Origin of the sequence: Streptomyces sp. NPDC053493, from assembly GCF_044544825.1 — a bacterium.
GTDB lineage: Bacteria > Actinomycetota > Actinomycetes > Streptomycetales > Streptomycetaceae > Streptomyces.
This window is the reverse complement of record NZ_JBITXS010000007.1, coordinates 55312-79568: the sequence shown is the minus strand read 5'-3', so window position 1 is coordinate 79568 and position 24257 is coordinate 55312. Positions and strand designations below refer to the sequence as shown.

27 protein-coding genes are annotated in these 24257 nt (G+C 74.3%); 8 read left to right on the top strand and 19 right to left on the bottom strand.

The features are described 5' to 3' along the window. Positions 1-108 precede the first annotated feature (108 nt). The gene (locus ACIGO8_RS21085; protein ID WP_399732636.1) at positions 109-837 is read right to left on the bottom strand and encodes a VIT1/CCC1 transporter family protein; all 729 of its coding nucleotides are present in this window, start codon (positions 835-837) and stop codon (positions 109-111) included. A 356-nt stretch (positions 838-1193) separates the two neighbouring features. On the opposite strand from ACIGO8_RS21085, the gene ACIGO8_RS21080 reads away from it, so the two are divergent. The 7 genes from ACIGO8_RS21080 to ACIGO8_RS21050 all read left to right on the top strand — a co-directional run bounded on the left by ACIGO8_RS21080 (position 1194) and on the right by ACIGO8_RS21050 (position 9274). After that, positions 1194-2321 carry an ADP-ribosylglycohydrolase family protein gene (locus ACIGO8_RS21080; protein ID WP_399732633.1) on the top strand — a complete coding sequence of 376 codons (1128 nt, stop codon included), beginning with the start codon at positions 1194-1196 and terminating at the stop codon, positions 2319-2321. A gap of 143 nt (positions 2322-2464) precedes the next feature. Then, the gene (locus tag ACIGO8_RS21075; protein ID WP_399733354.1) at positions 2465-3838 is read left to right on the top strand and encodes an ADP-ribosylglycohydrolase family protein; all 1374 of its coding nucleotides are present in this window, start codon (positions 2465-2467) and stop codon (positions 3836-3838) included. Beyond that, positions 3807-4970, top strand: coding sequence for an ADP-ribosylglycohydrolase family protein (locus ACIGO8_RS21070; protein ID WP_399732631.1), 1164 nt, complete (start codon positions 3807-3809; stop codon positions 4968-4970). The genes ACIGO8_RS21075 and ACIGO8_RS21070 overlap by 32 nt, the downstream gene beginning before the upstream one ends. After that, entirely contained in the window at positions 4967-6367 is a 1401-nt protein-coding gene (locus ACIGO8_RS21065) for an ADP-ribosylglycohydrolase family protein (protein WP_399732628.1), read from the top strand. Before ACIGO8_RS21070 ends, ACIGO8_RS21065 begins: the two co-directional genes overlap by 4 nt. Next, the gene (gene rbsK / locus ACIGO8_RS21060) at positions 6364-7254 is read left to right on the top strand and encodes a ribokinase (RefSeq protein WP_399732625.1); all 891 of its coding nucleotides are present in this window, start codon (positions 6364-6366) and stop codon (positions 7252-7254) included. Before ACIGO8_RS21065 ends, rbsK begins: the two co-directional genes overlap by 4 nt. Further along, a complete protein-coding gene (locus ACIGO8_RS21055; RefSeq protein WP_399732624.1) occupies positions 7251-8462 on the top strand; it encodes a CaiB/BaiF CoA transferase family protein in 1212 nt (403 codons plus the stop codon). Before rbsK ends, ACIGO8_RS21055 begins: the two co-directional genes overlap by 4 nt. After that, on the top strand, positions 8459-9274 hold the full coding sequence (locus tag ACIGO8_RS21050) for an HpcH/HpaI aldolase/citrate lyase family protein (RefSeq protein ID WP_399732621.1): 816 nt from the start codon (positions 8459-8461) through the stop codon (positions 9272-9274). Before ACIGO8_RS21055 ends, ACIGO8_RS21050 begins: the two co-directional genes overlap by 4 nt. An 86-nt stretch (positions 9275-9360) precedes the next feature. Here ACIGO8_RS21050 and lgt read toward each other — a convergent pair whose 3' ends face one another. The 11 genes from lgt to hisI all read right to left on the bottom strand — a co-directional run bounded on the left by lgt (position 9361) and on the right by hisI (position 18723). Next, complete coding sequence (gene lgt, locus ACIGO8_RS21045; RefSeq protein WP_399732617.1) at positions 9361-10359, bottom strand: prolipoprotein diacylglyceryl transferase; 999 nt, start codon at positions 10357-10359, stop codon at positions 9361-9363. Between the two features lie 64 nt (positions 10360-10423). Then, a complete protein-coding gene (locus ACIGO8_RS21040; RefSeq protein WP_399732615.1) occupies positions 10424-11254 on the bottom strand; it encodes a DsbA family protein in 831 nt (276 codons plus the stop codon). Positions 11255-11318: 64 nt separating this feature from the next. Further along, positions 11319-12137 carry a tryptophan synthase subunit alpha gene (gene trpA, locus ACIGO8_RS21035; protein WP_399732612.1) on the bottom strand — a complete coding sequence of 273 codons (819 nt, stop codon included), beginning with the start codon at positions 12135-12137 and terminating at the stop codon, positions 11319-11321. Then, positions 12134-13417, bottom strand: a complete 1284-nt coding sequence (gene trpB, locus ACIGO8_RS21030) for a tryptophan synthase subunit beta (protein ID WP_399732610.1) — start codon at positions 13415-13417, stop codon at positions 12134-12136. The genes trpA and trpB overlap by 4 nt, the downstream gene beginning before the upstream one ends. A 355-nt stretch (positions 13418-13772) precedes the next feature. Next, the gene (trpM, locus tag ACIGO8_RS21025) at positions 13773-14024 is read right to left on the bottom strand and encodes a tryptophan biosynthesis modulator TrpM (protein WP_399732607.1); all 252 of its coding nucleotides are present in this window, start codon (positions 14022-14024) and stop codon (positions 13773-13775) included. 7 nt (positions 14025-14031) lie between these two features. Further along, entirely contained in the window at positions 14032-14841 is an 810-nt protein-coding gene (gene trpC / locus ACIGO8_RS21020) for an indole-3-glycerol phosphate synthase TrpC (protein ID WP_399732604.1), read from the bottom strand. Positions 14842-14962: 121 nt separating this feature from the next. Continuing rightward, positions 14963-15691 (bottom strand): DUF2752 domain-containing protein, encoded by a 729-nt coding sequence (locus ACIGO8_RS21015; RefSeq protein ID WP_399732600.1) that lies wholly within the window; start codon positions 15689-15691, stop codon positions 14963-14965. A 103-nt stretch (positions 15692-15794) separates the two neighbouring features. After that, on the bottom strand, positions 15795-16055 hold the full coding sequence (locus ACIGO8_RS21010) for an HGxxPAAW family protein (protein ID WP_399732598.1): 261 nt from the start codon (positions 16053-16055) through the stop codon (positions 15795-15797). A 112-nt stretch (positions 16056-16167) separates the two neighbouring features. Next, on the bottom strand, positions 16168-16824 hold the full coding sequence (locus tag ACIGO8_RS21005) for a TIGR02234 family membrane protein (protein ID WP_399732596.1): 657 nt from the start codon (positions 16822-16824) through the stop codon (positions 16168-16170). Between the two features lie 25 nt (positions 16825-16849). Next, entirely contained in the window at positions 16850-18343 is a 1494-nt protein-coding gene (locus ACIGO8_RS21000; protein ID WP_399732594.1) for an anthranilate synthase component I, read from the bottom strand. A gap of 11 nt (positions 18344-18354) precedes the next feature. Next, positions 18355-18723, bottom strand: coding sequence for a phosphoribosyl-AMP cyclohydrolase (gene hisI, locus ACIGO8_RS20995; protein ID WP_399732592.1), 369 nt, complete (start codon positions 18721-18723; stop codon positions 18355-18357). A gap of 84 nt (positions 18724-18807) precedes the next feature. Here hisI and ACIGO8_RS20990 point away from each other — a divergent pair, with 84 nt between their 5' ends. After that, entirely contained in the window at positions 18808-19449 is a 642-nt protein-coding gene (locus ACIGO8_RS20990) for a TIGR03085 family metal-binding protein (RefSeq protein WP_399732590.1), read from the top strand. 146 nt (positions 19450-19595) lie between these two features. Here the strand turns inward: ACIGO8_RS20990 and ACIGO8_RS20985 are convergent, their stop codons facing one another. The 7 genes from ACIGO8_RS20985 to ACIGO8_RS20955 form a co-directional block, all read right to left on the bottom strand. After that, positions 19596-20864: an MFS transporter gene (locus ACIGO8_RS20985; protein ID WP_399732587.1), complete on the bottom strand. Its 1269-nt coding sequence runs from the start codon at positions 20862-20864 to the stop codon at positions 19596-19598. Between the two features lie 5 nt (positions 20865-20869). Then, entirely contained in the window at positions 20870-21457 is a 588-nt protein-coding gene (locus tag ACIGO8_RS20980) for an ArsR/SmtB family transcription factor (RefSeq protein ID WP_399732584.1), read from the bottom strand. 117 nt (positions 21458-21574) lie between these two features. Next, positions 21575-22330, bottom strand: a complete 756-nt coding sequence (gene hisF, locus ACIGO8_RS20975; protein ID WP_399732582.1) for an imidazole glycerol phosphate synthase subunit HisF — start codon at positions 22328-22330, stop codon at positions 21575-21577. Next, on the bottom strand, positions 22327-22725 hold the full coding sequence (locus ACIGO8_RS20970) for a RidA family protein (protein WP_399732579.1): 399 nt from the start codon (positions 22723-22725) through the stop codon (positions 22327-22329). The genes hisF and ACIGO8_RS20970 overlap by 4 nt, the downstream gene beginning before the upstream one ends. Then, positions 22722-23450, bottom strand: coding sequence for a bifunctional 1-(5-phosphoribosyl)-5-((5-phosphoribosylamino)methylideneamino)imidazole-4-carboxamide isomerase/phosphoribosylanthranilate isomerase PriA (priA, locus tag ACIGO8_RS20965; RefSeq protein ID WP_399732577.1), 729 nt, complete (start codon positions 23448-23450; stop codon positions 22722-22724). The genes ACIGO8_RS20970 and priA overlap by 4 nt, the downstream gene beginning before the upstream one ends. Beyond that, complete coding sequence (gene hisH / locus ACIGO8_RS20960) at positions 23447-24094, bottom strand: imidazole glycerol phosphate synthase subunit HisH (RefSeq protein WP_399732574.1); 648 nt, start codon at positions 24092-24094, stop codon at positions 23447-23449. Before hisH ends, priA begins: the two co-directional genes overlap by 4 nt. Next, positions 24091-24255, bottom strand: a complete 165-nt coding sequence (locus ACIGO8_RS20955; protein WP_399732572.1) for a hypothetical protein — start codon at positions 24253-24255, stop codon at positions 24091-24093. The genes hisH and ACIGO8_RS20955 overlap by 4 nt, the downstream gene beginning before the upstream one ends. Positions 24256-24257: the final 2 nt, after the last annotated feature.

The following is a 24257-nucleotide window of genomic DNA, read 5'->3' as shown; positions in this document are numbered from 1 at the left end:
GGCGCGGGGCGGGCCGATTGCTCCGTACGGGCTACGGACTGCGGGCTCCGAGCTCCGGACTGCGGGCTCTGGACTGCGGGCTCTGGACTGCGGGCTCTGGACTCGGGGCTACAAGGCGGCGCCGAAGAGCATGCCGAGCCCGTACGTCACGGCCGCGGCGGCACCGCCGAGGACGAGCTGGCGCAGACCGCTGAACCACCAGCTGCGGGCGGTCACCCGGGCGACCAGCGCGCCGCAGGCGAAGAGCCCGACCAGCGCGAAGAGCACGGCCGGCCACAGCGCGGTCGCACCCAGCAGGTACGGCAGGAGCGGCAGCAGCGCGCCGAGCGCGAACGAGGCGAACGAGGACACCGCGGCGACCGTCGGCGACGGCAGGTCGTCGGGGTCGATGCCCAGCTCCTCGCGGGCGTGGATCTCCAGGGCCTGCTCCGGGTCGCGGGACAGCTGCATCGCGACCTCGCGGGCGAGCGCGGGCTCGACGCCACGGGAGACGTAGAGCGCGGCGAGCTCCTCCATCTCGTCGACCGGGTGCTTGCACAACTGACGCCGCTCGACGTCGAGTTCCGCCTGGACGAGCTCGCGCTGCGAGGCGACCGAGGTGTACTCGCCGGCGGCCATCGAGAAGGCGCCGGCCGCGAGTCCGGCGAGCCCGGTGATGACGATCGTCTGCGAGGAGACCGCGCCACCGGCGACACCGGTCATGAGGGCGAGGTTGGAGACGAGTCCGTCCATCGCGCCGAAGACCGCGGGGCGCAGCCAGCCGCCGTTGACGTCGCGGTGGGTGTGGTTGTCGCGGTGCGCCTCGTGGAGCGGTGCGACGGCTTCGATAATGGACATGCTTCTCCCCTGTCTCTCCTGCGGGTTCGGCGTGCCCGCCCCCCTTCGACTCCCTCGAAAATACGCCCGATGTAAGGGGCGCGCCAGCAAGGTAGGCCGTACTTAGTAAGGCTCGCCTCGGTAAGCCAGGCCTGCCTGAGGTGGTTCCGGCCTGTGTCTGACGTGGCGTCACCTGGGTGACAGAAACGTTTCCGTGAGGGTTCGGCGCCCTCGCGTGGCAGGCATCTCGCGAGCGCGAAAGGGGAGAGATGGGGAGAGAAGCGGCCGGCGGAACAGCCGGCGACGGGCTCGGCGGTGCGGCCGTCGGAGCAGTCGGTGGCATGACGGACCGCGCGGCCGTCCGAGCAGCCGATGGCATGACGGACCGCGCGGCCGTCCGAGCAGCCGGCGAGAGGGCGGGCGCCGCGGCCGGCGGAACAGCCGGCGACGGGCTCGGCGGTGCGGCCGTCGGAGCAGTCGGCGCGACGAGCGTCGCCACGGCCGGCGGGACGGGCGCCACCGCACGCGAGACACGGGAACGCGCCAGGGGCGCGCTGCTCGGCCTCGCGGTCGGCGACGCGCTCGGCGCGCCCGCCGAGAACCTGCGCCCTTCGGAGATCCGCCGCCGGTGGGGCCGGATCGAGGGCTTCGTGACGGACCGCCCGGCGGGCACCGACGACACCGAGTACGCCATCTTCTCCGGGCTGCTGCTCGCCCGGCACGGCTCCGCCCTCACCGTCGCCCAGGTCGAACGGGCCTGGCACCACTGGATCGCCGACCTCGACGAGGGCCCGTTCCGCGGAGCCGGCTTCTCCGAGCGCGGCACCCTGGAGAACCTGCGCCGGGGCCTGGCCGCGCCCATCTCGGCCCAGCACCGGCACGCCTGGAGCGACGGCCTGGCCATGCGGGCGGCGCCCTTCGGCGTCTTCGCGGCGGGCCGGCCCGCCGAGGCGGCCCGGCTGGTCGCCATCGACGGCAGCGTCAGCCACGAGGGCGAGGGCATCTACGGCGGCCAGGCCGTCGCGGCGGGTGTGGCGGCGGCGATGGGCGGCGCGTCGGTCACCTCGGTCATCGCGGCGGCCCTGTCGGTGGTGCCGATGGACTCCTGGACCGCCCGCTCCATGCGCCGCGCGGTCGTCGCCGCCCGGCCCTTCCGGCCGGACCCGCTGGAACGCGAACGGGCGGTCCGCTCCGCCGTCGTCATCGGCGGCTATCCCTGGACCGATCTCGCGCCCGAGGCCGTCGCCCTCGCCTTCGGCGCCTTCGCCGCGGCCCGCGGCGACTTCCGCACCTCGGTCCTGACCGCCGTCAACATGGGCCGCGACGCCGACACGACCGCCGCGGTGGCCGGCGCGCTCGCCGGCGCCCTCGGCGGTGTGCCGGCGATCCCGGAGGAATGGGCGGCCGCCGTCCCACCGGTCGCCGGCAGCTGCCTCCCCTCGATGCGCGGCTACCACGTCCTGGACATCGCGGACCTGCTGACCCCGGAGGAGGAAACCGCGTGAGCGCGGACCTGACGACGACGACCCCAGGCGCCCTCCCCACCCCGGGCGCCCCTGCGACAGCCGGCACGACGCCGGCCACGGCCGGCCTCACCGCCCCGGCCGGCCCGACCACTGCCACGGGCGGCCTCGCCACCCCCGCCGACATGACCACAGCCACCGGCGGCCCCGCCGCCCCCGCCGTGGACGGCGCCCGCACCGCACCCGCTCGGCCGGGCTCCTGGGTGCGGCCCGTGGCGGGCGGTGGCGAGTCGCTGGGTGGCGCGCATGAGGGGCCGGATCCGGTGCGGGGTGCCGGGGACGGGGCCCGTGGGCGGCGGGCGGCGGTGCCGGGGACCGGCCGGGGGGCCGAGGGCCGGGGCAGGGCGAGGCGGGACCGGATCGAGGGCCTCCTCCTCGGCCTCGCCGCGGGTGACGCCGCCGGCTGGCCCGCGGCCCGGCACCGCGCCGCCCGGATGCCCGACTGGACCCGCCGTCTCACCCGCGAACTCGACACCTTCGCCGAGGACAACGCCACCACCACCCTCCCGGTCCCCATCGCCCTCAACCAGCCGCCCGAACCGCTCCGCCTCGGCCCCTCCGACGACGCCGAGTGGGCGGTGTTCACCGCCGAGGCCGTCCTCGCCGCCACCGGTCCCCTCTTCCGTACGCTCGTGCCCGAGCGCCGTCTGCGCGCTGCCGTCGACGTCGCCTGGAACTCCCTCGCCGGCCAGGTCGCCGCCGCGGCCGACCGCGCGCCCGAGGTGGAGTCGGCCGTGCTGCCGCTGCGCGCCCGGATCTCGGTACGGGCCGGGCTCGGCAACCTCGCCACCGGCCTGCGCCCGCCCGCCACCGGCCACGACAACCCGCACTACTTCGACGACGCGGCCTGTGTGCGCGCCGCCGTGCTCGCGCTCGTCCACCCGGGCGATCCCGTCGCGGCGGCCGAACTCGCCGAGTTCGACGCCCGCTACACGCAGGACGGCGACGGCGTGCACGGCGCCCGCGCCGTCGCGGCGGCCACCGCCGCAGCTCTCGGCGGCGCCTCGCCGGCCGAGGCCGTCGACGCGGCGCTCGAGCAGCTGCCGCCGTCGACGGAGATCGGCCGCAACGGCCGGTACGCGGTGCGGCTCGCCCGCTCCGCCGGCTCCGCCTTCGAGCTCGTACCGCTGCTCGAGCACCAGATCGTGGACCACGTCTACAGCTACGGCATCGCCGCCGCCGAGACCGTCCCGGTCGCCCTCGCCCTGGCGCTGGCCGCCGGCGGCGAGGTGGCGGCGGCCGTGCCGGCGGCGGCCTGCCTGTCCCGGGTGGCCGACTCGGCGCCGGCGCTCGTGGGTGCGCTCACCGGCGCGCTGGGCGGCGGCGGTGCGATCCCCGCCACCTGGCGCGACGCCTGCCGCACGCTCGCCGGCTGCGCGCTGCCCCGCCTCGCGGGCACGGACCTGGTCGAACTCGCCGGTCGCCTGGCAGCCACGGAACCGGCCGTCCCGGGTGGACAATTCCGACATGACCCCTCAGAGTCTCCCCACGCTGGATGACCGGATCACCGGCAGCCTCGTCGGGGCCGCCGTGGGCGACGCCCTCGGCGGCCCCGTGGAGGGCTACACACCCGAGCAGATCCTGGAACGCCACGGCGGCCGGGTCACCGGCGTCGTCGGCCCCTGGAACGGCGACGCCTGGCGCACCGCGCGGCCCGTCGCGCCGTACCACAAGGGCGACGGGCACGTCACCGACGACACCTTGATGACGCACGCCCTGATCAGGGTGTACGAGAAGGTGCGCGACCACCTCGACGCGTACGCGGTGGCCGACCACCTGGTCCCCGAACTCATGGGCCGCACGGTCTGGATCCCGGAACTGGAGGCGGAGGCCCTGCCGCTCCAGCGGGTCTTCCTCGCCGAGAAGTGGATCGTGGCCCGGCTGCACTACGGCCACGCGGACCCGCGCGAGGCCGGCACCGGAAACATCGTCAACTGCGGCGCGGCGATGTACATGGCCCCGGTCGGCCTGGTCAACGCGGCCCACCCGGCCGGCGCCTACGCCGAGGCCCTCGACGTCGCGGGCGCCCACCAGTCCTCGTACGGCCGCGAGGCCGCCGGCGTCTTCGCGGCGGCGGTGGCCGCGGCCTGCGCGCCGGACGCGACGCCCCGCTCGGTCGTGGACACCGCCCTGTCACTGGCCAAGGACGGGACGCGGGCGGCGATCGAGGCGGTCGCCGAAGTGGCCGCCCGGCACCGTGACTTCGAGTCGGCGCTGGCCCCGCTGCGCCGCGCCGTCGCCCCGTTCGACTCGGTGGGCCCCGACTACCGCGCGCCGTCCCTCGACGCCCGCCGCCCGTCCCGGGTGCACGCGATCGAGGAACTCCCGATCGCCCTCGGCATGCTGCTCGTCGGCGAGGGCGACTACCGCCGTACGGTCCTGGGCGCGGTCAACTACGGCCGGGACTGCGACTCCATCGCCACCATGGCCGGCGCGCTCGTCGGCGCCCTCCACGGCGAGTCCGCCGTCCCGCCCGCCTGGGCGAAACAGGTCGCCGAGGCCAGCCGCCTCGACCTGCACGCCCCGGCGGCGGCCCTGACCGCGGTCGTCCACGAGGTCTTCGCCCGCGACACCGCCCGCCGCCGGGCCCACGAGGCGGCCTACGCGACGCTGACGGGCGCGTCCCGATGACGCTCGCCGGCGCCCTGCGCCTGACCTGGGTCCAGCCGGAGGACCTGGTGGGTCACGAACTGCGGCAGGCGGCGGAGGACGGCCGCGACGCCCGTGCGCTCGCCGCCCGCTGGTACGCCGCCGGCGGCCGCCCGGCCCCGCCCACCGCGGGCGCCTCGCCCGGCCCTCGCCCCGACCTGCGGCCTCTGGCCGAGGAGATCCTCGACGCCCTGGCCGGCCTGCCCTCCCCTCTGGCCGCACACGAGCCCACCGACCTCGACGCCGTCGTCGCCCTCTGCCCCGCCTGGCCGACCGCCCCGAGGGCCTCGGGAAGGAACGGCGCGAGGGAGGACACCGCCCTGCTCGACCGGCTGCACGCCGCCTGGGTCGGGCGGGCCGCCGGGTGTCTGCTCGGCAAGCCCGTCGAGAAGCTGCCCCTGCACGGCATCCGCGCCCTCGCCCGCGCCGCCGGCAACTGGCCGCTCGCCGACTGGTTCACGGCCCGCGGCGTGCCCCGCGAGATCCTCGCCGCACACCCGTGGAACCGGCGCTCCGCCGCCACCTCGCTCGCCGAGAACATCGACGAGATGCCCGAGGACGACGACCTCAACTACCCGCTCCTCGACCTGCTCCTCCTGCGCCGCCACGGCCGCGCCTTCACCACCGCCGACGTCGCCCGCCTCTGGCTCGACGAACTGCCCGCCGGGCGGACCTTCACCGCCGAGCGGGTCGCCTACCGCAACCTCCTCGACGGCGTCGAACCCCCGCACACCGCCACCCGCCGCAACCCGTTCCGGGAGTGGATCGGCGCCCAGATCCGTGCCGACGTGCACGGCTGGACCCGGCCCGGAGACCCGGCCGGCGCCGCCCGGCAGGCGCACCGGGCCGCCGTCCTCTCGCACACCGGCAACGGCGTCTACGGCGCCATGTTCGTCGCCGCCACCCTCGCCACCGCCGCCACCGGCACCGCCGACGTCCACCAGGCCCTGGCCGCGGGCCTGTCCGTCGTACCGCCCCGCTCCCGGCTCGCCCGGGCCGTCCGCTCCGGCATCGCCGCCGCCCGCGCGCACCGCGACGACGACTTCGAACCCGTCGTGGACCGGCTCCACGCCGAACTCGGCGGGTATCACTGGGTCCATGCCGTCCCCAACGCCGCCCTCCTCGCCGCCGCGCTCACCCATGCCGACGGCGACTTCACCCGCTCGATCTGCGCGGCCGTCTCCGGCGGCTGGGACACCGACTCCAACGGCGCCACCGCCGGCTCGGTCGCCGGACTGCTCGCCGGGCACCCCGACCGGCTCCCCGAACGCTGGACCTCTCCGCTCAAGAACCGGCTCTCGACCTCGGTCCCGTCCTTCGACGGCATCGGCTTCGACACCCTGGCCGCACTGACCCACTCGGAGGCACTACGCCCATGACCAGCATCGTCGTGCTCGGCAGCACGAACATGGACCTCGTGGCCTATGTGGCCGAGGCTCCCGCCCGCGGAGAGACCGTCACCGGCCGCGAGTTCCGCACCGTGCCCGGCGGCAAGGGCGCCAACCAGGCCGTGGCCGCCGCCCGGGCCGGCGCCGAGGTGTCGATGATCGGCGCGGTCGGCGCCGACGACTTCGGCCTGCGGCTGCGCGCCGCGCTGGAGCACAGCGGCGTCGACACCGATCTGCTGCGCACCGTCGAGGGCCCCTCCGGCACCGCGCACATCGTCGTCGACGACCAGGGCGGCAACGCGATCGTCGTCGTCCCCGGCGCCAACGGCACCGTCACCTCCCTCACCCACGGCGACGAGGCGCTGATCGCCACCGCCGACGCCCTGCTCCTCCAGCTCGAACTGCCCCTCTCCGTCGTCGTGGAGGGCTCCCGCGCCGCCCGTGAGCGGGGCGTCCGCACCGTCCTCACTCCCGCTCCCGCGCGCCCGCTGCCGCCCGAACTCCTCTCCACCACCGATCTGTTGGTGCCCAACGAGCACGAGGCCGCCGCCCTCACCGGCCTCACCGACCCGCACGCCGCCGCGCTCGCCCTGCTCGACGCCGTGCCCGAGGTGGTCGTCACCCTCGGCGCGGCCGGCTGCCTGTACGTCGCGCGCGGCCGGGAGCCGGTCACGGTGCCGGCCCCGCAGGTCCGGGCCGTCGACACCACCGCCGCGGGCGACACCTTCGTGGGCGCCCTGGCCGTCGCGGTCACCGAGGGCCGGCCCGTACCGGAGGCCCTCGCCTGGGCCTCGGCCGCGGCCGCGCTGTCCGTCCAGCGCGAGGGCGCGTCCACCTCGATGCCGTACCGCACCGAGATCGAGGCGGCCCGCGCATGACCACCCACGCCGGCTCCCCGACCTCCTCTCCCCTGCGCGGCCTGCGTGTCCTCGACGTCGCCACGCTCTTCGCCGGGCCGCTCGCGGCCACGCTGCTCGGCGACTTCGGCGCCGACGTCGTCAAGGTCGAGCATCCCCGCAAGCCCGACCCGTCCCGCGGCCACGGCCCCGCCAAGGACGGCGTCGGCCTGTGGTGGAAGGTCCTCGGCCGCAACAAGCGGACGATGACCCTCGATCTGTCCACGCCCGGCGGCCGCGACACCCTGCTCCGGCTCGCCGCCGACGCCGACGTGATCGTCGAGAACTTCCGCCCCGGCACGCTGGAACGCTGGGGCCTCGGCTGGCCGGAGCTCTCGGGCGTCAACCCGCGCCTGGTGCTGGCCCGCGTCACCGGCTTCGGCCAGTCCGGCCCGTACGCCCACCGCCCCGGCTTCGGCACCCTCGCCGAGGCGATGAGCGGTTTCGCCGCCATCACCGGCGAACCGAACGGCCCGCCCACCCTGCCGCCCTTCGGGCTCGCCGACTCCGTCGCGGCCCTCGCCACCGCGTACGCCGTGATGACCGCGCTCACCGCGAGGAACACCACCGGCCGCGGCCAGGTCGTCGACATGGCCATCATCGAACCGATGCTCTCCGTCATCGGACCCCACCTCCTCTGGTACGACCAGCTCGGATACGTCCAGCCCCGCACCGGCAACCGCTCCCGCAACAACGCCCCGCGCAACACCTACCGGACCGCCGACGGCTCCTGGGTCGCCGTCTCCACCTCCGCCCAGTCGATCGCCGAACGCGTGCTGCGGCTGGTCGGCCGCCCGGAGCTGATCGACGAGCCCTGGTTCGCCGACGGCACCGGCCGGGCCGCGCACGCGGACGTGCTCGACGAGGCGGTCGGCTCCTGGATCGCCCGCCGCACCCGCGACGAGGCCATGACCGCGTTCGAGAAGGCGGAGGCCGCGATCGCTCCCGTCTACGACGTCCGGGACGTCCTCGAGGACCCGCAGTTCCGCGCGCTCGGCACGGTCGCCGAGGTCGCGGACCCCGAACTCGGCCCGATCCGGATGCAGAACGTGCTCTTCCGGCTCTCCGAGACGCCCGGCGCCGTCCGCTGGGCCGGCCGCCCGCACGGCGCCGACACCGCCGAACTCCTCACCGAACTCGGTCTCACCGCCGACGACATCGCCACCCTGCGCGCCCAAGGAGCCGTATGACCGCGCCGACCGCCCGTCCCGTCCCCCTCACCTGGCTCTACGCCCCGGGCGACCGCCCCGCCGTGGTCCAGAAGGCCCTCGCCTCCGGAGCCGACGTCGTCGTCGTGGATCTGGAGGACGCGGTGGCCCCGGACCGCAGGGCCTACGCCCTGGCGGCCACCGCCGAGCTCCTCTCCGATCCCCAGCCCGTGCCGGTCCACGTCCGCATCCACGCACCCCGCGACATCCCACGTCTGGCCTCCCTCCCCGGCCTCGTCGCTCTCCGTGTTCCCAAGGTGACACACGCCACTGACATCGGCCGGATCGTCGAGCTCTCCCGGGGCCTGCCGCTCTACCCGCTCCTGGAGAACGCCATGGCGGTGGAGCACGCCTACGCCATCGCCGGCGCCCATCCCTCGGTCCACGGCATCGCACTCGGCGAGGCCGACCTCCGCGCCGACCTGGGCGTCCGCGAGGACAGCGGCCTCGACTGGGCGCGCAGCCGGGTCGTGGTCGCCGCCCGGGCCGCCGGGCTGCCGCCGCCCGTGCAGGCCGTCCACCCGGACGTGCGCGACCTGGACGCCCTGGCCGAGGGCTGCGCGCGGGGCCGGGCGATGGGTTTCCTCGGCCGCACCGCGATCCATCCGCGCCAGCTTCCGGTGATCGAACGGGCCTATCTGCCCACCGCGGAGGAGATCGCCGCCGCCGAGGAGGTCGTCAAGGCGGCGGAGGCCCAGGAGGGCGCCTTCGCCCTGCCGAACGGCCGCTTCGTGGACGCGGCGGTCGTCAACGGCGCCCGCCGCGTCCTCGCCCTCGCGGCACGCAGGGCCTAGAGACCTAGAGGTCTCGACAACGGCGGAGGGCCGCCGGGACCAGTCGGTCCCGGCGGCCCTCCGCCGTGTGTCGTACGGGCGCGGGGTCAGCGACCGCCCGCACCGGCTCCGTTGCCGGCGCCGTGCCTGTCCTCGGTCCCGGCGTCCTCGGCCGGGACCTCGTCCTGCGGAGCGGCGTCCCGCGCCGGCTCGTCCTCGGCGGCCTTGTCGCCGGAGGCATCGGCGGCGTCGGTGGCATCGGTGCCGGCCGTGTCCGCGGGCTCACCGGCGTCCTTCTTCGGCTCCACGATCTCCTCGCGGCCCGGACGCACCTTCGCCGAGACCACCATGTACACGACGGCGAGCGCGAAGACGACGATCGCGGTCCACACGTTCAGGCGCAGGCCGAGGATGTGGTGCGCCTCGTCGACGCGCATGTACTCGATCCAGCCGCGGCCGGCGCAGTAGGCGGCGACGTACAGCGCGAAGGCGCGGCCGTGGCCGAGCTTGAAGCGGCGGTCGGCCCAGATGACCAGGAGTGCGACGCCGATGCACCACAGCGACTCGTAGAGGAAGGTCGGGTGGTAGAGGCCGGCCTCGCGGTTGGCTCCGGCGGAGATCTTCAGCGCCCACGGCAGGTCGGTCGGCTTGCCGTACAGCTCCTGGTTGAACCAGTTGCCCCAGCGGCCGACGGCCTGGGCGAGGGCGATGCCGGGCGCGATGGCGTCCGCGTACGCCGGGAGCGGGATGCCGCGGCGGCGGCAGCCGATCCAGGCGCCGACGGCGCCGAGCGCGATGGCGCCCCAGATGCCGAGGCCGCCCTCCCAGATCTTGAAGGCGTCGACCCAGTTCTCACCCTCGCTGAAGTACAGCTGATAGTCGGTGATCACGTGGTAGAGCCGGCCGCCGACGAGGCCGAAGGGCACCGCCCAGACGGCGATGTCGGCGACGGTGCCGGCGGTGCCGCCCCGGGCGATCCAGCGCTTGTTGCCGAGCCAGACGGCGACGAAGACACCGATGATGATGCAGAAGGCATAGCCGCGCAGCGGGATCGGTCCGAGGTGGATCACGCCGGTCGACGGGCTGGGAATGTAGGCAAGGTCCATGGCAGGACCGACGCTACCCTGCCGGGCGGGCCCGACGGCAGCCAGCCCGGCAACTTCTCCGTAACTACCGGGCCGGGGAGCCCGCCGCCGGCGAGGCGGTGCCGGCCTTCTTGCCCTTGTTGGCCTCGGCGACCCACTTCTTCAGGTTGTCCGGCGAGATCTGCTCGCCGCCCTTCTGCGGGAAGATCGATTCTCCGTTGAGCAGCACGGACGGCGTGCCGTTGAAGTCGCTGCTCCGGAAGGCGTCGTGCGACTTCTTCACCCAGCCGTCGTGCGTGCCGTCCTCCACGCAGGAGCGGAAGCCGGGCGTGTCGAGGCCGGGGACCTTCGCGGCGAGCTCGATCAGCTTGTCGTTCTTCGCGTAGGCGTCGTCGGTCTCCTGCGGCTGGTTGACGTACAGCACGTCGTGGTACGCCGTGAACTTCCCGGCGTCCTGGGCGCAGGCCGCGGCGTTGGCGGCGCGCAGCGAGCCGCTGCCGCCCAGATTGCCGTCGATGAGGGTGGCGAGGTGATACTCGGCCTTGACGGCTCCGGCGGCCTCCAGCTGGTGGATGGTGTCCCGGAAGCCGGCCTCGAACTGGGCGCACGCGGGGCAGCGGAAGTCCTCCCAGATCGCGAGCGTGGACGGGGCGTCCGGCCTGCCCTGGGGAATGGCGGGCTTGTCGCCGCCGATGGAGCCGGTGGGCTCGACGACGGGGCCGGCCTTGTCGGAGCTGTCCTTGCCCCCGCTGTTGGCCGCGATCACGCCGACGACCGCGGCCAGGGCCAGGACGCCCACGACCGCGGCCGACACGACGAGGACGCGCCGCTGCTTCTCGCGGGCCTTCTCGCGCTCCCGCTGCTGCTTGAGGCGCTCCCGGGCGCTCTGCATACCGTCTCGGTTGTTCTCGCTCACGCCCACAGCAACGAACCGGGGAGGCACGCGCGTGCCTCCCCGGTGACGAATCCACCCGTATGGGTTACGGGGTGCGGCGGACGCCCTCGGCGAGTTCGGCCGCCAGTTCCCTTACGGCGGCGAGCCCGGCCTGCTCGTCGCCGTCGGCGTCGAGGATCCGCTTGACGAAGGCGGATCCGACGATGACGCCGTCGGCGAAGCCGGCGACCTCCTCGGCCTGGGCGGCGTTGGAGACGCCGAGGCCGACGCAGACGGGCAGCTCGCCGGCGGCCCGGGTGCGGCGGACCAGGTCGGCGGCCTGCTCGCCGACCGACTCGCGGGTGCCGGTGACACCCATCAGGGAGGCGGCGTAGACGAAGCCGGAGCCGGCCGCGGTGATGGTGGCGAGGCGCTCGTCCTTGCTGCTGGGCGCGACGACGAAGACGGTGGCGAGACCGTGCTTGTCGGCGTGCTCGCGCCAGCCGGCGGACTCCTGGACGGGCAGGTCGGGCAGGATGCAGCCCGCGCCGCCGGCCGCGGCGAGCTCCTCGGTGAAGCGCTCGACGCCGTAGCGGTCGATCGGGTTCCAGTAGGTCATCACCAGGACCGGCTTGCCGGTGGCCGCGTGGGCCTCCTTCACCGTGCGCATCACGTCGGCGATCTTGACGCCGCCGCGCAGGGCGATGTCGTCGGCGGTCTGGATGACCGGGCCGTCGAGGACCGGGTCGCTGTGCGGCAGGCCGACCTCGACGACGTCGGCGCCGCCGTCGAAGACGGCCTTGATCGCGGCGATGCCGCCGTCCACGGTCGGGAAGCCGGCCGGGAGGTAGGCGATGAGCGCGGCCCGGTTCTCGGCCTTGGCCGCGGCGAGGGTGTCGCTGAGCAGCTGGATGTTCCCGGTCACTTGGCGTCCCCCTCGATCTCCGCGATGTCGGCCGCGTCGGCGGCCACCGCTGCGTCGGTGTCGTACAGGCCGAAGTAGCGGGCGGCGGTGTCCATGTCCTTGTCGCCGCGCCCGGAGAGGTTGACGACGAGCAGCCCGTCCTTGCCGAGCTCCTTGCCGACCTCCAGGGCCCCGGCGAGGGCGTGCGCCGACTCGATGGCCGGGATGATGCCCTCCGTACGGGACAGCAGGCGCAGGGCCTGCATGGCGGCGTCGTCGGTGACGGCCCGGTACTCGCCGCGGCCGCTGTCCTTGAGGAAGGCGTGCTCGGGCCCGATGCCGGGGTAGTCCAGGCCGGCCGAGATCGAGTACGGCTCGGTGATCTGGCCCTCCTCGTCCTGCAGGACGTAGGAGCGGGAGCCGTGCAGGATGCCGGGCTCGCCGGCGGTGAGGGTGGCGGCGTGCTCGCCGGTCTCGACGCCGTGGCCGGCCGGTTCGCAGCCGATCAGCCGGACGGAGGAGTCCGGGATGAAGGCGTGGAAGAGGCCGATGGCGTTGGATCCGCCGCCGACGCAGGCGATCGCCGCGTCGGGGAGGCGGCCGGCGCGCTCCAGGATCTGGCGGCGCGCCTCGACGCCGATGACCCGGTGGAAGTCGCGGACCATGGCGGGGAAGGGGTGCGGTCCCGCGACGGTGCCGAAGAGGTAGTGGGTGCGGTCGACGTTGGCGACCCAGTCGCGGAACGCCTCGTTGATGGCGTCCTTGAGGGTGCGGCTGCCGGACTTCACGGCGATGACCTCGGCGCCGAGCATGCGCATGCGGGCGACGTTGAGGGCCTGCCGCTGGGTGTCGATCTCGCCCATGTAGATGGTGCAGTCGAGGCCGAAGAGGGCGCAGGCGGTGGCGGTGGCGACACCGTGCTGGCCGGCGCCGGTCTCGGCGATGACGCGGGTCTTGCCCATGCGCTTGGTGAGCAGCGCCTGGCCCAGCACGTTGTTGATCTTGTGCGAGCCGGTGTGGTTGAGGTCTTCCCGCTTGAGGAAGACCCGCGCCCCGCCGGCGTGCTCGGCGAACCGCGGGACCTCGGTGAGGGCGCTGGGCCGGCCGGTGTAGTGGACCATCAGGTCGCCCAGTTCGCGGGCGAACTCGGGGTCGGTCTTGGCCTTCTCGTACTCGACGGCGACCTCGTCGACGGCGGCGACGAGGGCCTCGGGGATGAACTTGCCGCCGTAGGCGCCGAAGTAGCCCTCGGGGCTGGGGGTCCGGCCGTCCGGGTCCGGAATGAAGAACTCGCTGGACATGCGGTTGCTCCTCGCGGGGCGGGTGCCCCGGGTACGCGTGCTGATGGTGGTCACGGTATGCGCGACCTCCTCACGTCCGCCCCATGCGGCGCGCTTCGCCACCGCCGTGTGGGCATTCGTCCCGCTGGGGCGGGACGGGTGGGCACACGGGACGGCGCCCTTGCGGGCGCGTTCCGCACCTGCGCCTGAACCCGCATCCGGAGCGCGCCGCAGTCGTGGTGCGGGGCAGGGCGCCGGAGCCTAGGCCCGGCAAGGGGCGCCGTCCGTTGTGCCCACCCGTTCCGCCCCGGCGGAACGAATGCCCACAACGCGGTGGCGGCGAAGGCCGGGCCGCAGGCCCACCAGGGGCCAGGGGTCAGGAGGGGGACGTGAGGTCGCGCGGGTCGCGCGGGCGCCATCGCATGCCGTTGACCTGACCCGGCTCGTCACCGATCACGTACCGCACCCGGCGGCCGTGCACACGGCGGGCGGGTGCCCGGCAGCCGCGCGGGCGGCAGCCGCGGGCGAGCGGCGCGTGACGGCGGTCGCCTCCGTCCGCGCGCACACCGGCCGCGCCCCGGGCGGCGAGGCCCGGGACGTGCGGCGGCGTGGCGTGGCGGAGACTCATGCGCGGGTCAGCTCCGGCCGTGGCGGAGCGCCGGGTGGGCGCCCGCGGCGACCAGGTCGGCGACGGCGGCCTTCGGATTGCCGCCGGTGACCAGCGACTCGCCGACCAGGACCGCGTCGGCCCCGGCGTTGGCGTAGGCGATCAGGTCGTGCGGGCCGCGGACGCCGGACTCGGCGACCTTGACGATGCCGGCCGGGATCTCCGGGGCGACGCGCTCGAAGGTGGAACGGTCGACCTTGAGGGTCTTCAGATTGCGCGCGTTGACGCCGATGATGCGGGCGCCCGCGTCGACGGCCCGCTCGACCTCGTCCTCGTCGTGGACCTCGACCAGCGGGGTGAGGCCGATGGACTCGGCCCGCTCGATGAGGGAGACCAGCGCCTCCTGCTCCAGGGCCGCGACGATGAGCAGCGCGAGGTCCGCGCCGTACGCCCGGGCCTCCCAGAGCTGGTAGGCGGTGACGATGAAGTCCTTGCGCAGGACCGGGATGTCGACCCGGGCGCGGACGGCCTCCAGGTCGGCGAGCGAGCCGCCGAAGCGGCGCTGCTCGGTGAGGACGGAGATGACTGCGGCGCCACCCGCCTCGTAGTCGGCGGCGAGGCCGGCCGGGTCGGCGATGGCGGCGAGCGCGCCCTTGGACGGGCTGGAGCGCTTGACCTCGCAGATCACCTTGACGCCGTCCCCGCGCAGTGCGGCGACACCGTCCTTGGCCTGCGGAGCCTTGGCGGCGCGCTCCTTGAGCTCGTCGAGGGAGACCCGCGCCTGCCGCTCTGCGAGGTCGGCGCGCACGCCTTCGATGATCTCGTCGAGCACACTCACGCGAGAGGCCCCCTTCCGGGATTCGATGAACACGGTTCAGCCACGTCGATGGTATCCGCAGGTGGGCCCCGGACCCGCATCGGTGGGAGCCGCGTCCCACGTACTGGGACTTCTCGGCAGGTCAGGGCGCCAGCGCGGCGCCGAAGGGAAGATTTCGTACGAGGGTGAAAAGAGCCAGGACGGCGCCGATTCCCCACCACCAGACCGGGGAGACCGCGAGGCGCATGGGCAGGCCCCGGACGGCGCGGATCAGCCAGAGGACCATGACGACGGCGAAGACTCCGTAGCCGACGACGGCGAGGGCGTTGGAGCCGAGGGCGGCGCCGAGGTCGCCGCGGACGAAGGCGTGGGCGCTGCGCAGGCCGCCGCATCCGGGGCAGTAGACACCGGTGAAGCGGAGGAGCGGGCAGACCGGGTAGTGGCCGGGTTCGTTGGGGTCGACGGTCCCGACGTACGCGAAGGCGGCCGCGACGGCGGTGAGCGTGCCCAGCGGCGCGAGGAGCCGCCGCGCGAGCGCCCGCGGGGCCGGTGGGCCGTACGGGGCGTAGGAGCCGGGCCGCGGGCTTCCGGGACCCCAGCCGTTGGCGTACGGGGCGTAGGTGCCGGGCTGCGGGCTTCCGGGACCCCAGCCGTTGGCGTACGGGGCGGAGGGCGCCGGCTCCCAGGACCCCGGCCCCGGCCCCGGCGCCGATCCCGCCGCCGGCGCCGTGCTCGTCGCACCCGGGCCGCCCGGCGTGCCCGGCGCACCCGGGCCGGCCGCCCTGTCCGGGCCGCCCGGCTCGTCCGACGGCCGCTGGCTGCCCGCTGCTGCGGATTCGGTCACGGCTCCCGCCGTCGGCTTCGCGTCCACGCCGTGAATTGTCGCCGGTGACGCGCGAAGGCGCAGCCCGGTCTCACCGGGCTGCGCCTTCGGGGTGACGCTGATGACGCTGATGACGCGGAGGGCGCGTGGATCAGGCGTGGGCCTTCTCGACCGCGCTCGCGGTGGCGGCCTCGCGGGCGGCCACGACGGCGGCCGACTCCTTCGGCATGCCCATGCCCGCGACCTTCATCGCTCCGCCGACGACACCGCCGAGCAGGATGACGCCGATACCCGCCCAGAAACCGGGCACGTTGGCGGCCACCATGAAGACTCCGGCGATGCAGAAGCCGATGAAGGAGATGATGACACCGGTCCAGGCGGCCGGGGTGTGTCCGTGGGCGCTGCCCGCCATGAGTTGCTCCTCGTTGGTGTTGCTCGGTGGTGACGTCTCATTCTTCCGCACATGGGCGCGCCGCGATGAATCGGGGTGCCCGAACGATCACGCGTCGGGGTCGCGGGCTCGGTCAGCCGCCGTGCGTCGGGTCCTCGCCGCGGTCGAGGGCCTTCCACAGGTCCTCGGGGCGGTCGGGGTCGACGGCCGCGGGGCGGCGGGCGGCGCGCGGGGCGCCGGTGCGCTCGTAACGCCCGCCCATCGCCGGCCAGGACTTGCCGAACCGGAGCGCGAACAGGCCCGCGACCAGGATGAGGACGGCGCCGGCCGCGGTCACGTAGGGCCAGGCGGTGTGGCTGAGGCCGTCGACGGCGGCGGCCGTGTTGCCGGTGATCCTGGCGGCCTCGGCGTCCAGGGCCGCGCTGTCGGAGGCGCCGAGGACGGCCGCGAGCGCGGCGCCGGCGCCGCTCAGGGCGAGCAGCACGGAGACCATGGTGCGGCCGGTGCGGCGGACGGCGAAGACGGCGACGAGCGCGGCGAGACCGACGATCGCGAGCGCGGTCGGCACGCCGGTGACGCTGCCGCCGTTGGCCTCGACGGGGACGGTGCCGCCGCCGACGGACGCGGTGCCCTCGGCCCAGATCTGGCCGGCGGAGAGCAGTACGACGGTGGCTCCGAGCGCGCCGAGCAGCAGGGCCGCGGCCAGGCTGCGGCGGGCTCCGGAGGAGGCGGCGCCGCCCGTTCGGGCGGCTCGGGGCTGGGGTACGGGTACAGCACTCACGTACCCCACTATCCCCTACCGGCTCCTTCGTCGTTCATCCGGTCGTGTGCATCCGGTTGGCCGTGTGGACGGCGCGGAGCACGGCGGCGGCCTTGTTGCGGCACTCGTTGTCCTCGGCGACCGGGTCGGAATCGGCGACGACACCGGCTCCGGCCTGCACGTACGCGGTGCCGTCGCGCAGCAGGGCGGTGCGGATGGCGATGGCGGTGTCGGAGTCGCCGGCGAAGTCGAGATAGCCGACGCATCCGCCGTACAGACCGCGCCGGGAGGGTTCGAGCTCCTCGATGATCTGCATCGCGCGCGGCTTGGGCGCCCCGGACAGGGTGCCGGCCGGGAAGCAGGCGGTGAGCACGTCGAAGGCGGTCCTGCCCTCGGCGACCTTGCCGGTCACGGTGGAGACGATGTGCATGACGTGCGAGTAGCGCTCGATCGACATGAAGTCGACGACCTCCACCGAGCCCGGCTCGCACACCCGGCCGAGGTCGTTGCGGCCGAGGTCGACCAGCATGAGGTGCTCGGCGCGCTCCTTGGGGTCGGCGAGCAGCTCCTCGGCGAGGTCGTGGTCCTCCTGCGGGGTGGCACCGCGGTGCCGGGTGCCGGCGATGGGGTGCAGCATCGCGTGGCCGTCCTCGACCTTGACCAGGGCCTCGGGCGAGGAGCCGACGACGTCGAAGCCGTTCTCGAAGCGGAAGAGGTACATGTACGGGGACGGGTTGGTGGCCCGCAGCACCCGGTACACGTCGAGCGCGGAGGCGGTGCAGGGCGTCTCGAACCGCTGCGAGGGCACCACCTGGAAGGCCTCGCCGGCCCGGATGCGCTCCTTGATGTCCTCGACGGCGTCCTGGTAGGCCGGGCCGCCCCACAGCGCGGAGAACTCGGGCAGCTCGGAGGCGGGCAGGGCGGCGGGCGTGGTCGCCACCGGCCGGGCGAGGTCGGCCGCCATCGCGTCGAGGCGGGCGACGGCGTCCGCGTACGCCTCGTCGACGCCGGTCTCCAGGTCGTTGTGGTTGATCGCGTTGGCGATCAGCAGCACCGAGCCGTCCCAGTGGTCGAGGACGGCGAGGTCGCTGGTGAGCAGCATGGTGAGCTCGGGCAGCCGCAGGTCGTCGCGGCCGTGCTCGCCGATGCGCTCCAGGCGGCGGACGATGTCGTAGCCGAGGTAGCCGACCATGCCGCCGGTGAACGGCGGCATGCCGGCCGCCAGGTCGCGCGGGGTGTGGAGGGTCTCGACGGTGGCGCGCAGGGCGGCCAGCGGGTCGCCGTCGACGGGGACGCCGACGGGCGGGGTGCCGAGCCAGTGCGCCTGCCCGTCCTCGACGGTGAGGGTGGCGTCGCTGCGGACGCCGATGAAGGAGTAGCGCGACCAGCTGCGGCCGTTCTCCGCGGATTCGAGGAGGAAGGTGCCGGGGCGTTCGGCGGCGAGCTTGCGGTAGAGCCCGACCGGGGTGTCGCCGTCCGCGAGGAGCCTGCGGCTGACGGGGATGACGCGGCGGTCGGCCGCCAGCTTGCGGAAGGTCTCGAGATCCATGGCGCCAGACCCTACTCGGCCGCGAGGAGCACGTCGGCGTCGAAGCAGGTGCGGGCCCCGGTGTGGCAGGCGGCGCCGACCTGGTCGACCTTGACGAGCAGGGTGTCGGCGTCGCAGTCGAGGGCGACGGACCTGACGTGCTGGACGTGGCCGGAGGTGTCGCCCTTGACCCAGTACTCGTTCCGGCTGCGGGACCAGTAGGTGCAGCGGCCGGTGGTCAGCGTGCGGTGCAGCGCCTCGTCGTCCATCCAGCCGAGCATGAGCACCTCACCGGTGTCGTACTGCTGGGCGATGGCGGGGACCAGTCCGTCGGGGCTGCGCTTGAGGCGGGCGGCGATGGCCGGGTCGAGGTCGCTGGGGGTCCGGGGCGTGCTGCTCATGGCGCCATTGTGCCGTGACCGGCGGTGTTGTCCGGCGGAGCGTCCACTGGGCGGACCGGTGGCGGCCGCCGTAGGCTGGCGGGCATGTCGACCCATGCCAAGCGTGAACGGCTTCTGCTCGCCGATCTGTTGGAGGCGGCCGGCCCGGACGCGCCGACGCTCTGCGAGGGCTGGAGCACCCGTGACCTGGCGGCCCATGTGGTGGTGCGGGAGCGCCGTCCGGACGCGGCGGCGGGCGCCGTGGTGCCCGTGCCGGCGCTGAAGGCGCGGCTCGAGCGGGTGCAGGCGGAGTTCGCCGACAAGCCGTACGCGGAGCTGATCCAGCTCATCCGTACGGGCCCGCCGCGGCTGTCCCCGTTCACGATCAAGCAGGTGGACGAGGGCGCGAACGTCGTGGAGTTCTACGTCCACGCCGAGGACGTGCGCCGGGCCCAGTCGGACTGGTCGCCGCGCGAGCTCGACCCGGTCTTCGCCGACGCACTGTGGTCGCGCTTGGAGAAGTCGGCGCGGCTGCTCGGCCGGAAGGTGCCGGTCGGTCTGGTGCTGCGCCGCCCGAACGGGCAGACGGCGGTGGCACGCCGCGGGACTCCGGTGGTGACGGTCTCCGGCGAGCCGGGCGAGCTGACGATGTTCCTCTTCGGGCGGCAGGACGCGGCGAAGGTGGAGGTGGACGGCGAGCCGGAGGCGGTGGAGCGGCTGCACACCACGAAGCAGCTGGGGATCTGACGCGGCTCGCACCACCGCCGCGGTAGGCGGACGGAGCCGATGTACGCGGACGGCGCTGATGTACGTGGACGGCGCCGCCGCCGTACGCGGAAGGCGCCGCCGCCACCGCGTGAAGGGCCCCGGGCCGCGCCGCCCCTTCCCCCCGACTATCGCGGCAGCTCGGCCCGCCTGATGGCGGGGACGGCGAGGCTGTAGACGCCCGCGAGGGCGCAGACGGACGCGCTGACGGCGTACACCGGGCCCACGCCCCACAGCTCGATGGCCGCGCCGGTGAGCGGGAAGCTGAGCGGTGCGAGGCCGAGGGAGCAGAGGCTGGAGACGGCGGTGACGCGGCCGAGGTAGGCCGGGTCGCACTCGGTCTGGACGAGGGCGTTGCACAGCGCTCCGGAGAGTCCGGCGAGCAGGCCGACGGCCAGGGCGGTCGCGGCCGCGACCGGCAGGTGCGCGGTGAAGGCCAGGGCTCCGATGGAGGCGGCGCCGACGGTCATGGTCCAGCCGCTGACGGCTCCCGCGTGCGGGACGCGTCGGCACACGGTCAGGAGCAGGGAGGCGGCGCCCGCGCCCGTACCGAAGCCGGCGAGGATCCAGCCGATGCCGGAGGCGCCCCAGCCGCGCTGCTCGGCGAGGACGGTGAGGCCGACGTTGAAGGGGCCGGCGAAGCCGAGGTCGCTGAGGAGCACGACGATCATCATCGGGCCGAGGAGGCGGTGCCCGCGCAGATAGCGCAGTCCGTCCGCGAGGTCGCGCAGGGCGGTGCCGTCGCGGTTCTCGCCGTCGGCGGGCAGCGGTCGCAGGCGCAGGGCGCGGAGCAGGGGCAGCGAGAGGGCGAAGAGCAGTCCGGCGACCGCGAAGGCGGTGGCCGGGCCGCCGAGGGCGACGGCGAGGCCGCCGAGCGGGGCGCCGAGGACGGAGCCGAGGCGGTGGGACAGGCCGCGCATGCCCTGGACGCGGCTGAGCTGGTCGCGGTCGGCGACGCGCGGCGGCAGGGCGCCGACGGCGGGCAGGAAGAGGGCGTCGACGACGCCGAAGGCGAGGGCGACGGCGGCGAGCACCCACAGGCCGGGCGCGGCGAGGAACAGGGTCGCGGCGAGGCCGAGGACGACGAGGCAGCGGACGGCGTCGGAGCCGATGACGAGCCGGCGCGGGCCCAGCCGGTCGGCGACCACTCCCCCGCCGAGCATCAGCAGGGCGCGGGGCACGGCGCCGAGGGCTAGGACGAGGCCGGCCTGGGCGGGCGTGCCGCTGCTGACGGCGGTCCAGGAGAGGGCGAGGTAGTAGACGCTGTCGCCGAGCGTGGAGGCGGTGTACGCGCCGAGCCAACGCAGCACCTGGGGATCGCGGTGGGCGGGGCGGCGGGCTTCGGCCGCGACTGCGGAAGGCGCGGTGGCGGTGGCGGTGGCAGTGGTCGTGGTCATCGCCGTCAGCTCCGGTAGGGGAAGCCGTTGAGGTGGACGGCGACGTTCTCGCGGCCCTCGGTGTCGCCGGCGGCCTCGGCGGCGCGGGCGGCCTGGTCGTACTTCGTCAGGAGCGCGTCGAGCTCCTTGCCGAGCGCGGCGAGTTCGGCGGCGGTCAGGCGCGGCAGCCATTCGGAGCTGATGGCGGCCGAGCGCCACTCGTCGGACCAGGTGAGCCGCTCGTCCATGAAGCGGCGCTGGAGTTCGATGCGCTGTTCGTTGAGGGTGCGGCCGACGGCGTCGCTCGCGGCGGCCGTCTCCGGGTTCCCGCGGACGTCCTCGTCGCGGATGCTCAGCCCGTACGAGCTGGGCTGCCACCAGCGCTCGCGGCCGTCGGTGGACTGGGTCTCGGCCTCCTCGATGAGGCCGTGCTCGGCGAGTTTGCGCAGGTGGTAGCTGACGAGCGAGACGGCCTCGTCGACCTGGTCGGCGAGCTGGGAGGCGGTGGCGGTGCGGGCCACGAACAGGGCGCGGTAGAGGCGCATGCGCAGCGGGTGCGCGATGGCCTTCAGGGTGCCGAGGTCGTCGATGCGACGGTTCTCCTGCGAGGTCATGGGCATGACCGTAGATGCGAAAGAAAACTTGCGCAATTGATTTTGCACAAATAATCCTGCGCATCTGCGGAAAGAAGAAGGGCCCCCGAAGGGGCCCTTCATCAAGCGGAATCGGCCTCAGCGGACCTCGTGGCCCGCCTCCCGCAGCGTCTGCTTGACCTCGCCGATCCGCAGATCGCCGAAGTGGAAGACGGAGGCGGCGAGCACCGCGTCCGCGCCGGCCGCGACGGCCGGCGGGAAGTCGGCCAGCTTGCCGGCACCGCCGGACGCGATCACCGGCACGGTGACGTGCTTGCGCACGGCCGCGATCATCTCGGTGTCGTAGCCGTCCTTCGTGCCGTCCGCGTCCATCGAGTTGAGCAGGATCTCGCCCGCGCCCAGCTCGGCGGCCCGGTGCGCCCACTCGACCGCGTCGATGCCGGTGCCCTTGCGGCCGCCGTGCGTCGTCACCTCGAAGGAACCGGTCGCCGTCCGCCGGGCGTCGACCGAGAGCACCAGGACCTGGCGGCCGAAGCGCTCGGCGATCTCCCGGATGAGGTCGGGGCGGGCGATGGCGGCCGTGTTCACGCCCACCTTGTCGGCCCCGGCCCGCAGCAGCCGGTCGACGTCGTCCGCCGCACGCACGCCGCCGCCCACGGTCAGCGGGATGAAGACCTGCTCGGCGGTGCGGCGCACCACGTCGTACGTGGTCTCGCGGTTGCCCGAGGAGGCGGTGATGTCCAGGAAGGTCAGCTCGTCGGCGCCCTCGGCGTCGTACAGCTTGGCCATCTCGACGGGATCGCCCGCGTCCCGCAGGTTCTGGAAGTTGACGCCCTTGACGACCCGGCCGTTGTCCACGTCCAGGCAGGGGATCACGCGTACGGCGAGACTCATGCGCCCTCACCTCGGAAAGCTTCCACCTCGACCTCGACGACCAGCCGCGGGTCGACGAAACCGGAGACGATGATCATGGACGCGGCCGGGCGGACGGCGTCGAACAGCTCCTTGTGGGCCCGGCCGACCTCCTCCACGTCACGGGCGTGGGTGATGTACATCCGGGTCCGCACGACGTGCTCGGGCCCCAGGCCCAGCTGCTTCAGGGCGTCGAAGGCGACGTTGAAGGAGTTGATCGCCTGCTCGTAGGGGCCGCCGTCGGCGATCGCGCCGCCGATGACCGACGTGCAGCCGGACACCAGGACCGTGCCGTTCGGCAGCTCGACCGCGCGGGAGTAGCCGAACTGCTCCTCCCAGGGAGCGCCCGTCACCACCCTGCGTACCGAGTCGGTCATACGGAAGCCACCGCCGCCAGCGCCTCTTCCAGCGTGAACGCCTTCGCGTACAGCGCCTTGCCGACGATCGCGCCCTCGACGCCCAGCGGCACGAGCCCGGCGAGGGCCCGCAGGTCGTCCAGGGAGGAGACGCCGCCGGAGGCGACGACCGGCTTGTCGGTGGCCGCGCACACGTTCTTCAGCAGCTCCAGGTTGGGGCCCTGCAGCGTGCCGTCCTTGGCAATGTCGGTGACGACGTAACGGGCGCAGCCCTCGGAGTCGAGGCGGGCCAGCGTCTCGTACAGGTCGCCGCCGTCGCGGGTCCAGCCGCGGCCGCGCAGCGTCGTGCCGCGCACGTCCAGGCCGACGGCGATCTTGTCGCCGTGCTCGGCGATGACCTTGGCGACCCACTCCGGGGTCTCCAGGGCGGCGGTGCCGAGGTTGACCCGGGTGCAGCCGGTGGCGAGCGCGGCGGCCAGCGTGGCGTCGTCGCGGATGCCGCCGGAGAGCTCGACCTTGATGTCCATGGCCTCGGTGACCTGGCGGACCAGCTCACGGTTGTCGCCGGTGCCGAAGGCGGCGTCCAGGTCGACCAGGTGCAGCCACTCGGCGCCGGACCGCTGCCAGGCGAGGGCGGCCTCCAGCGGCGAGCCGTAGGAGGTCTCGGTGCCGGACTCGCCGTGCACGAGGCGGACCGCCTGGCCGTCGCGGACGTCGACGGCGGGGAGGAGTTCGAGGGTGCTCACAGCGTTCCGATCCAGTTGGTGAGGAGCTGGGCGCCGGCGTCGCCGGACTTCTCGGGGTGGAACTGGGTCGCCCACAGGGCGCCGTTCTCGACGGCGGCGACGAACGGCTCGCCGTGGGTGGCCCAGGTGACCTTCGGCGCGCGGATGTTGGGGTTGCCGACCTCCAGGCCCCACTCGCGCACCGCGTAGGAGTGCACGAAGTAGAAGCGGGCGTCGGCGTCCAGGCCGGCGAAGAGCTCGCTGCCGGCGGGCGCGTCGACCGTGTTCCAGCCCATGTGGGGCACGACGGGCGCCCGGAGCGGCTCGACCGTGCCGGGCCACTCGTCGAGGCCCTCGCTCTCCACGCCGTGCTCGATGCCGCGGGCGAAGAGGACCTGCATGCCGACGCAGATGCCCATGACGGGCCGGCCGCCGGACAGCCGGCGTCCGACGATCCAGTCGCCGCGGGCCTCCTTGAGGCCCTCCATGCAGGCGGAGAAGGCGCCGACGCCGGGGACGAGGAGCCCGTCGGCGTTCATCGCCCGGTCGTAGTCGCGGGTGATCTCGACGTCCGCGCCGACCCGGGCGAGGGCCCGCTCGGCGGAGCGGACGTTGCCGAAGCCGTAGTCGAAGACGACGACCTTCTTGGGAGCGGCTGCCGTCATGACCACACGTCCAGTCGCAGGACGCCGGCCGACAGGCACATCGCGGCACCGATGGAGAGCAGCACGATCAGGCTCTTGGGCATCTTCTGCTTGGCGAAGGAGTAGATGCCGCCGAGGAGGAAGAGCCCGACGACGATCAGGACGGTGGAAAGGCCGTTCACGG

Bases quoted from the DNA above. Each gene is read 5' to 3' on its own strand.
- ACIGO8_RS21085 (WP_399732636.1), bottom strand. From the start codon at position 837: ATGTCCATTATCGAAGCCGTCGCACCGCTCCACGAGGCGCACCGCGAC.
- ACIGO8_RS21080 (WP_399732633.1), top strand. From the start codon at position 1,194: ATGACGGACCGCGCGGCCGTCCGAGCAGCCGGCGAGAGGGCGGGCGCC.
- ACIGO8_RS21075 (WP_399733354.1), top strand. From the start codon at position 2,465: ATGACCACAGCCACCGGCGGCCCCGCCGCCCCCGCCGTGGACGGCGCC.
- ACIGO8_RS21070 (WP_399732631.1), top strand. From the start codon at position 3,807: ATGACCCCTCAGAGTCTCCCCACGCTGGATGACCGGATCACCGGCAGC.
- ACIGO8_RS21065 (WP_399732628.1), top strand. From the start codon at position 4,967: ATGACGCTCGCCGGCGCCCTGCGCCTGACCTGGGTCCAGCCGGAGGAC.
- rbsK (WP_399732625.1), top strand. From the start codon at position 6,364: ATGACCAGCATCGTCGTGCTCGGCAGCACGAACATGGACCTCGTGGCC.
- ACIGO8_RS21055 (WP_399732624.1), top strand. From the start codon at position 7,251: ATGACCACCCACGCCGGCTCCCCGACCTCCTCTCCCCTGCGCGGCCTG.
- ACIGO8_RS21050 (WP_399732621.1), top strand. From the start codon at position 8,459: ATGACCGCGCCGACCGCCCGTCCCGTCCCCCTCACCTGGCTCTACGCC.
- lgt (WP_399732617.1), bottom strand. From the start codon at position 10,359: ATGGACCTTGCCTACATTCCCAGCCCGTCGACCGGCGTGATCCACCTC.
- trpB (WP_399732610.1), bottom strand. From the start codon at position 13,417: ATGTCCAGCGAGTTCTTCATTCCGGACCCGGACGGCCGGACCCCCAGC.
- trpM (WP_399732607.1), bottom strand. From the start codon at position 14,024: ATGAGTCTCCGCCACGCCACGCCGCCGCACGTCCCGGGCCTCGCCGCC.
- ACIGO8_RS21010 (WP_399732598.1), bottom strand. From the start codon at position 16,055: ATGGCGGGCAGCGCCCACGGACACACCCCGGCCGCCTGGACCGGTGTC.
- ACIGO8_RS21000 (WP_399732594.1), bottom strand. From the start codon at position 18,343: ATGGATCTCGAGACCTTCCGCAAGCTGGCGGCCGACCGCCGCGTCATC.
- hisI (WP_399732592.1), bottom strand. From the start codon at position 18,723: ATGAGCAGCACGCCCCGGACCCCCAGCGACCTCGACCCGGCCATCGCC.
- ACIGO8_RS20990 (WP_399732590.1), top strand. From the start codon at position 18,808: ATGTCGACCCATGCCAAGCGTGAACGGCTTCTGCTCGCCGATCTGTTG.
- ACIGO8_RS20985 (WP_399732587.1), bottom strand. From the start codon at position 20,864: ATGACCACGACCACTGCCACCGCCACCGCCACCGCGCCTTCCGCAGTC.
- ACIGO8_RS20980 (WP_399732584.1), bottom strand. From the start codon at position 21,457: ATGACCTCGCAGGAGAACCGTCGCATCGACGACCTCGGCACCCTGAAG.
- hisF (WP_399732582.1), bottom strand. From the start codon at position 22,330: ATGAGTCTCGCCGTACGCGTGATCCCCTGCCTGGACGTGGACAACGGC.
- ACIGO8_RS20970 (WP_399732579.1), bottom strand. From the start codon at position 22,725: ATGACCGACTCGGTACGCAGGGTGGTGACGGGCGCTCCCTGGGAGGAG.
- hisH (WP_399732574.1), bottom strand. From the start codon at position 24,094: ATGACGGCAGCCGCTCCCAAGAAGGTCGTCGTCTTCGACTACGGCTTC.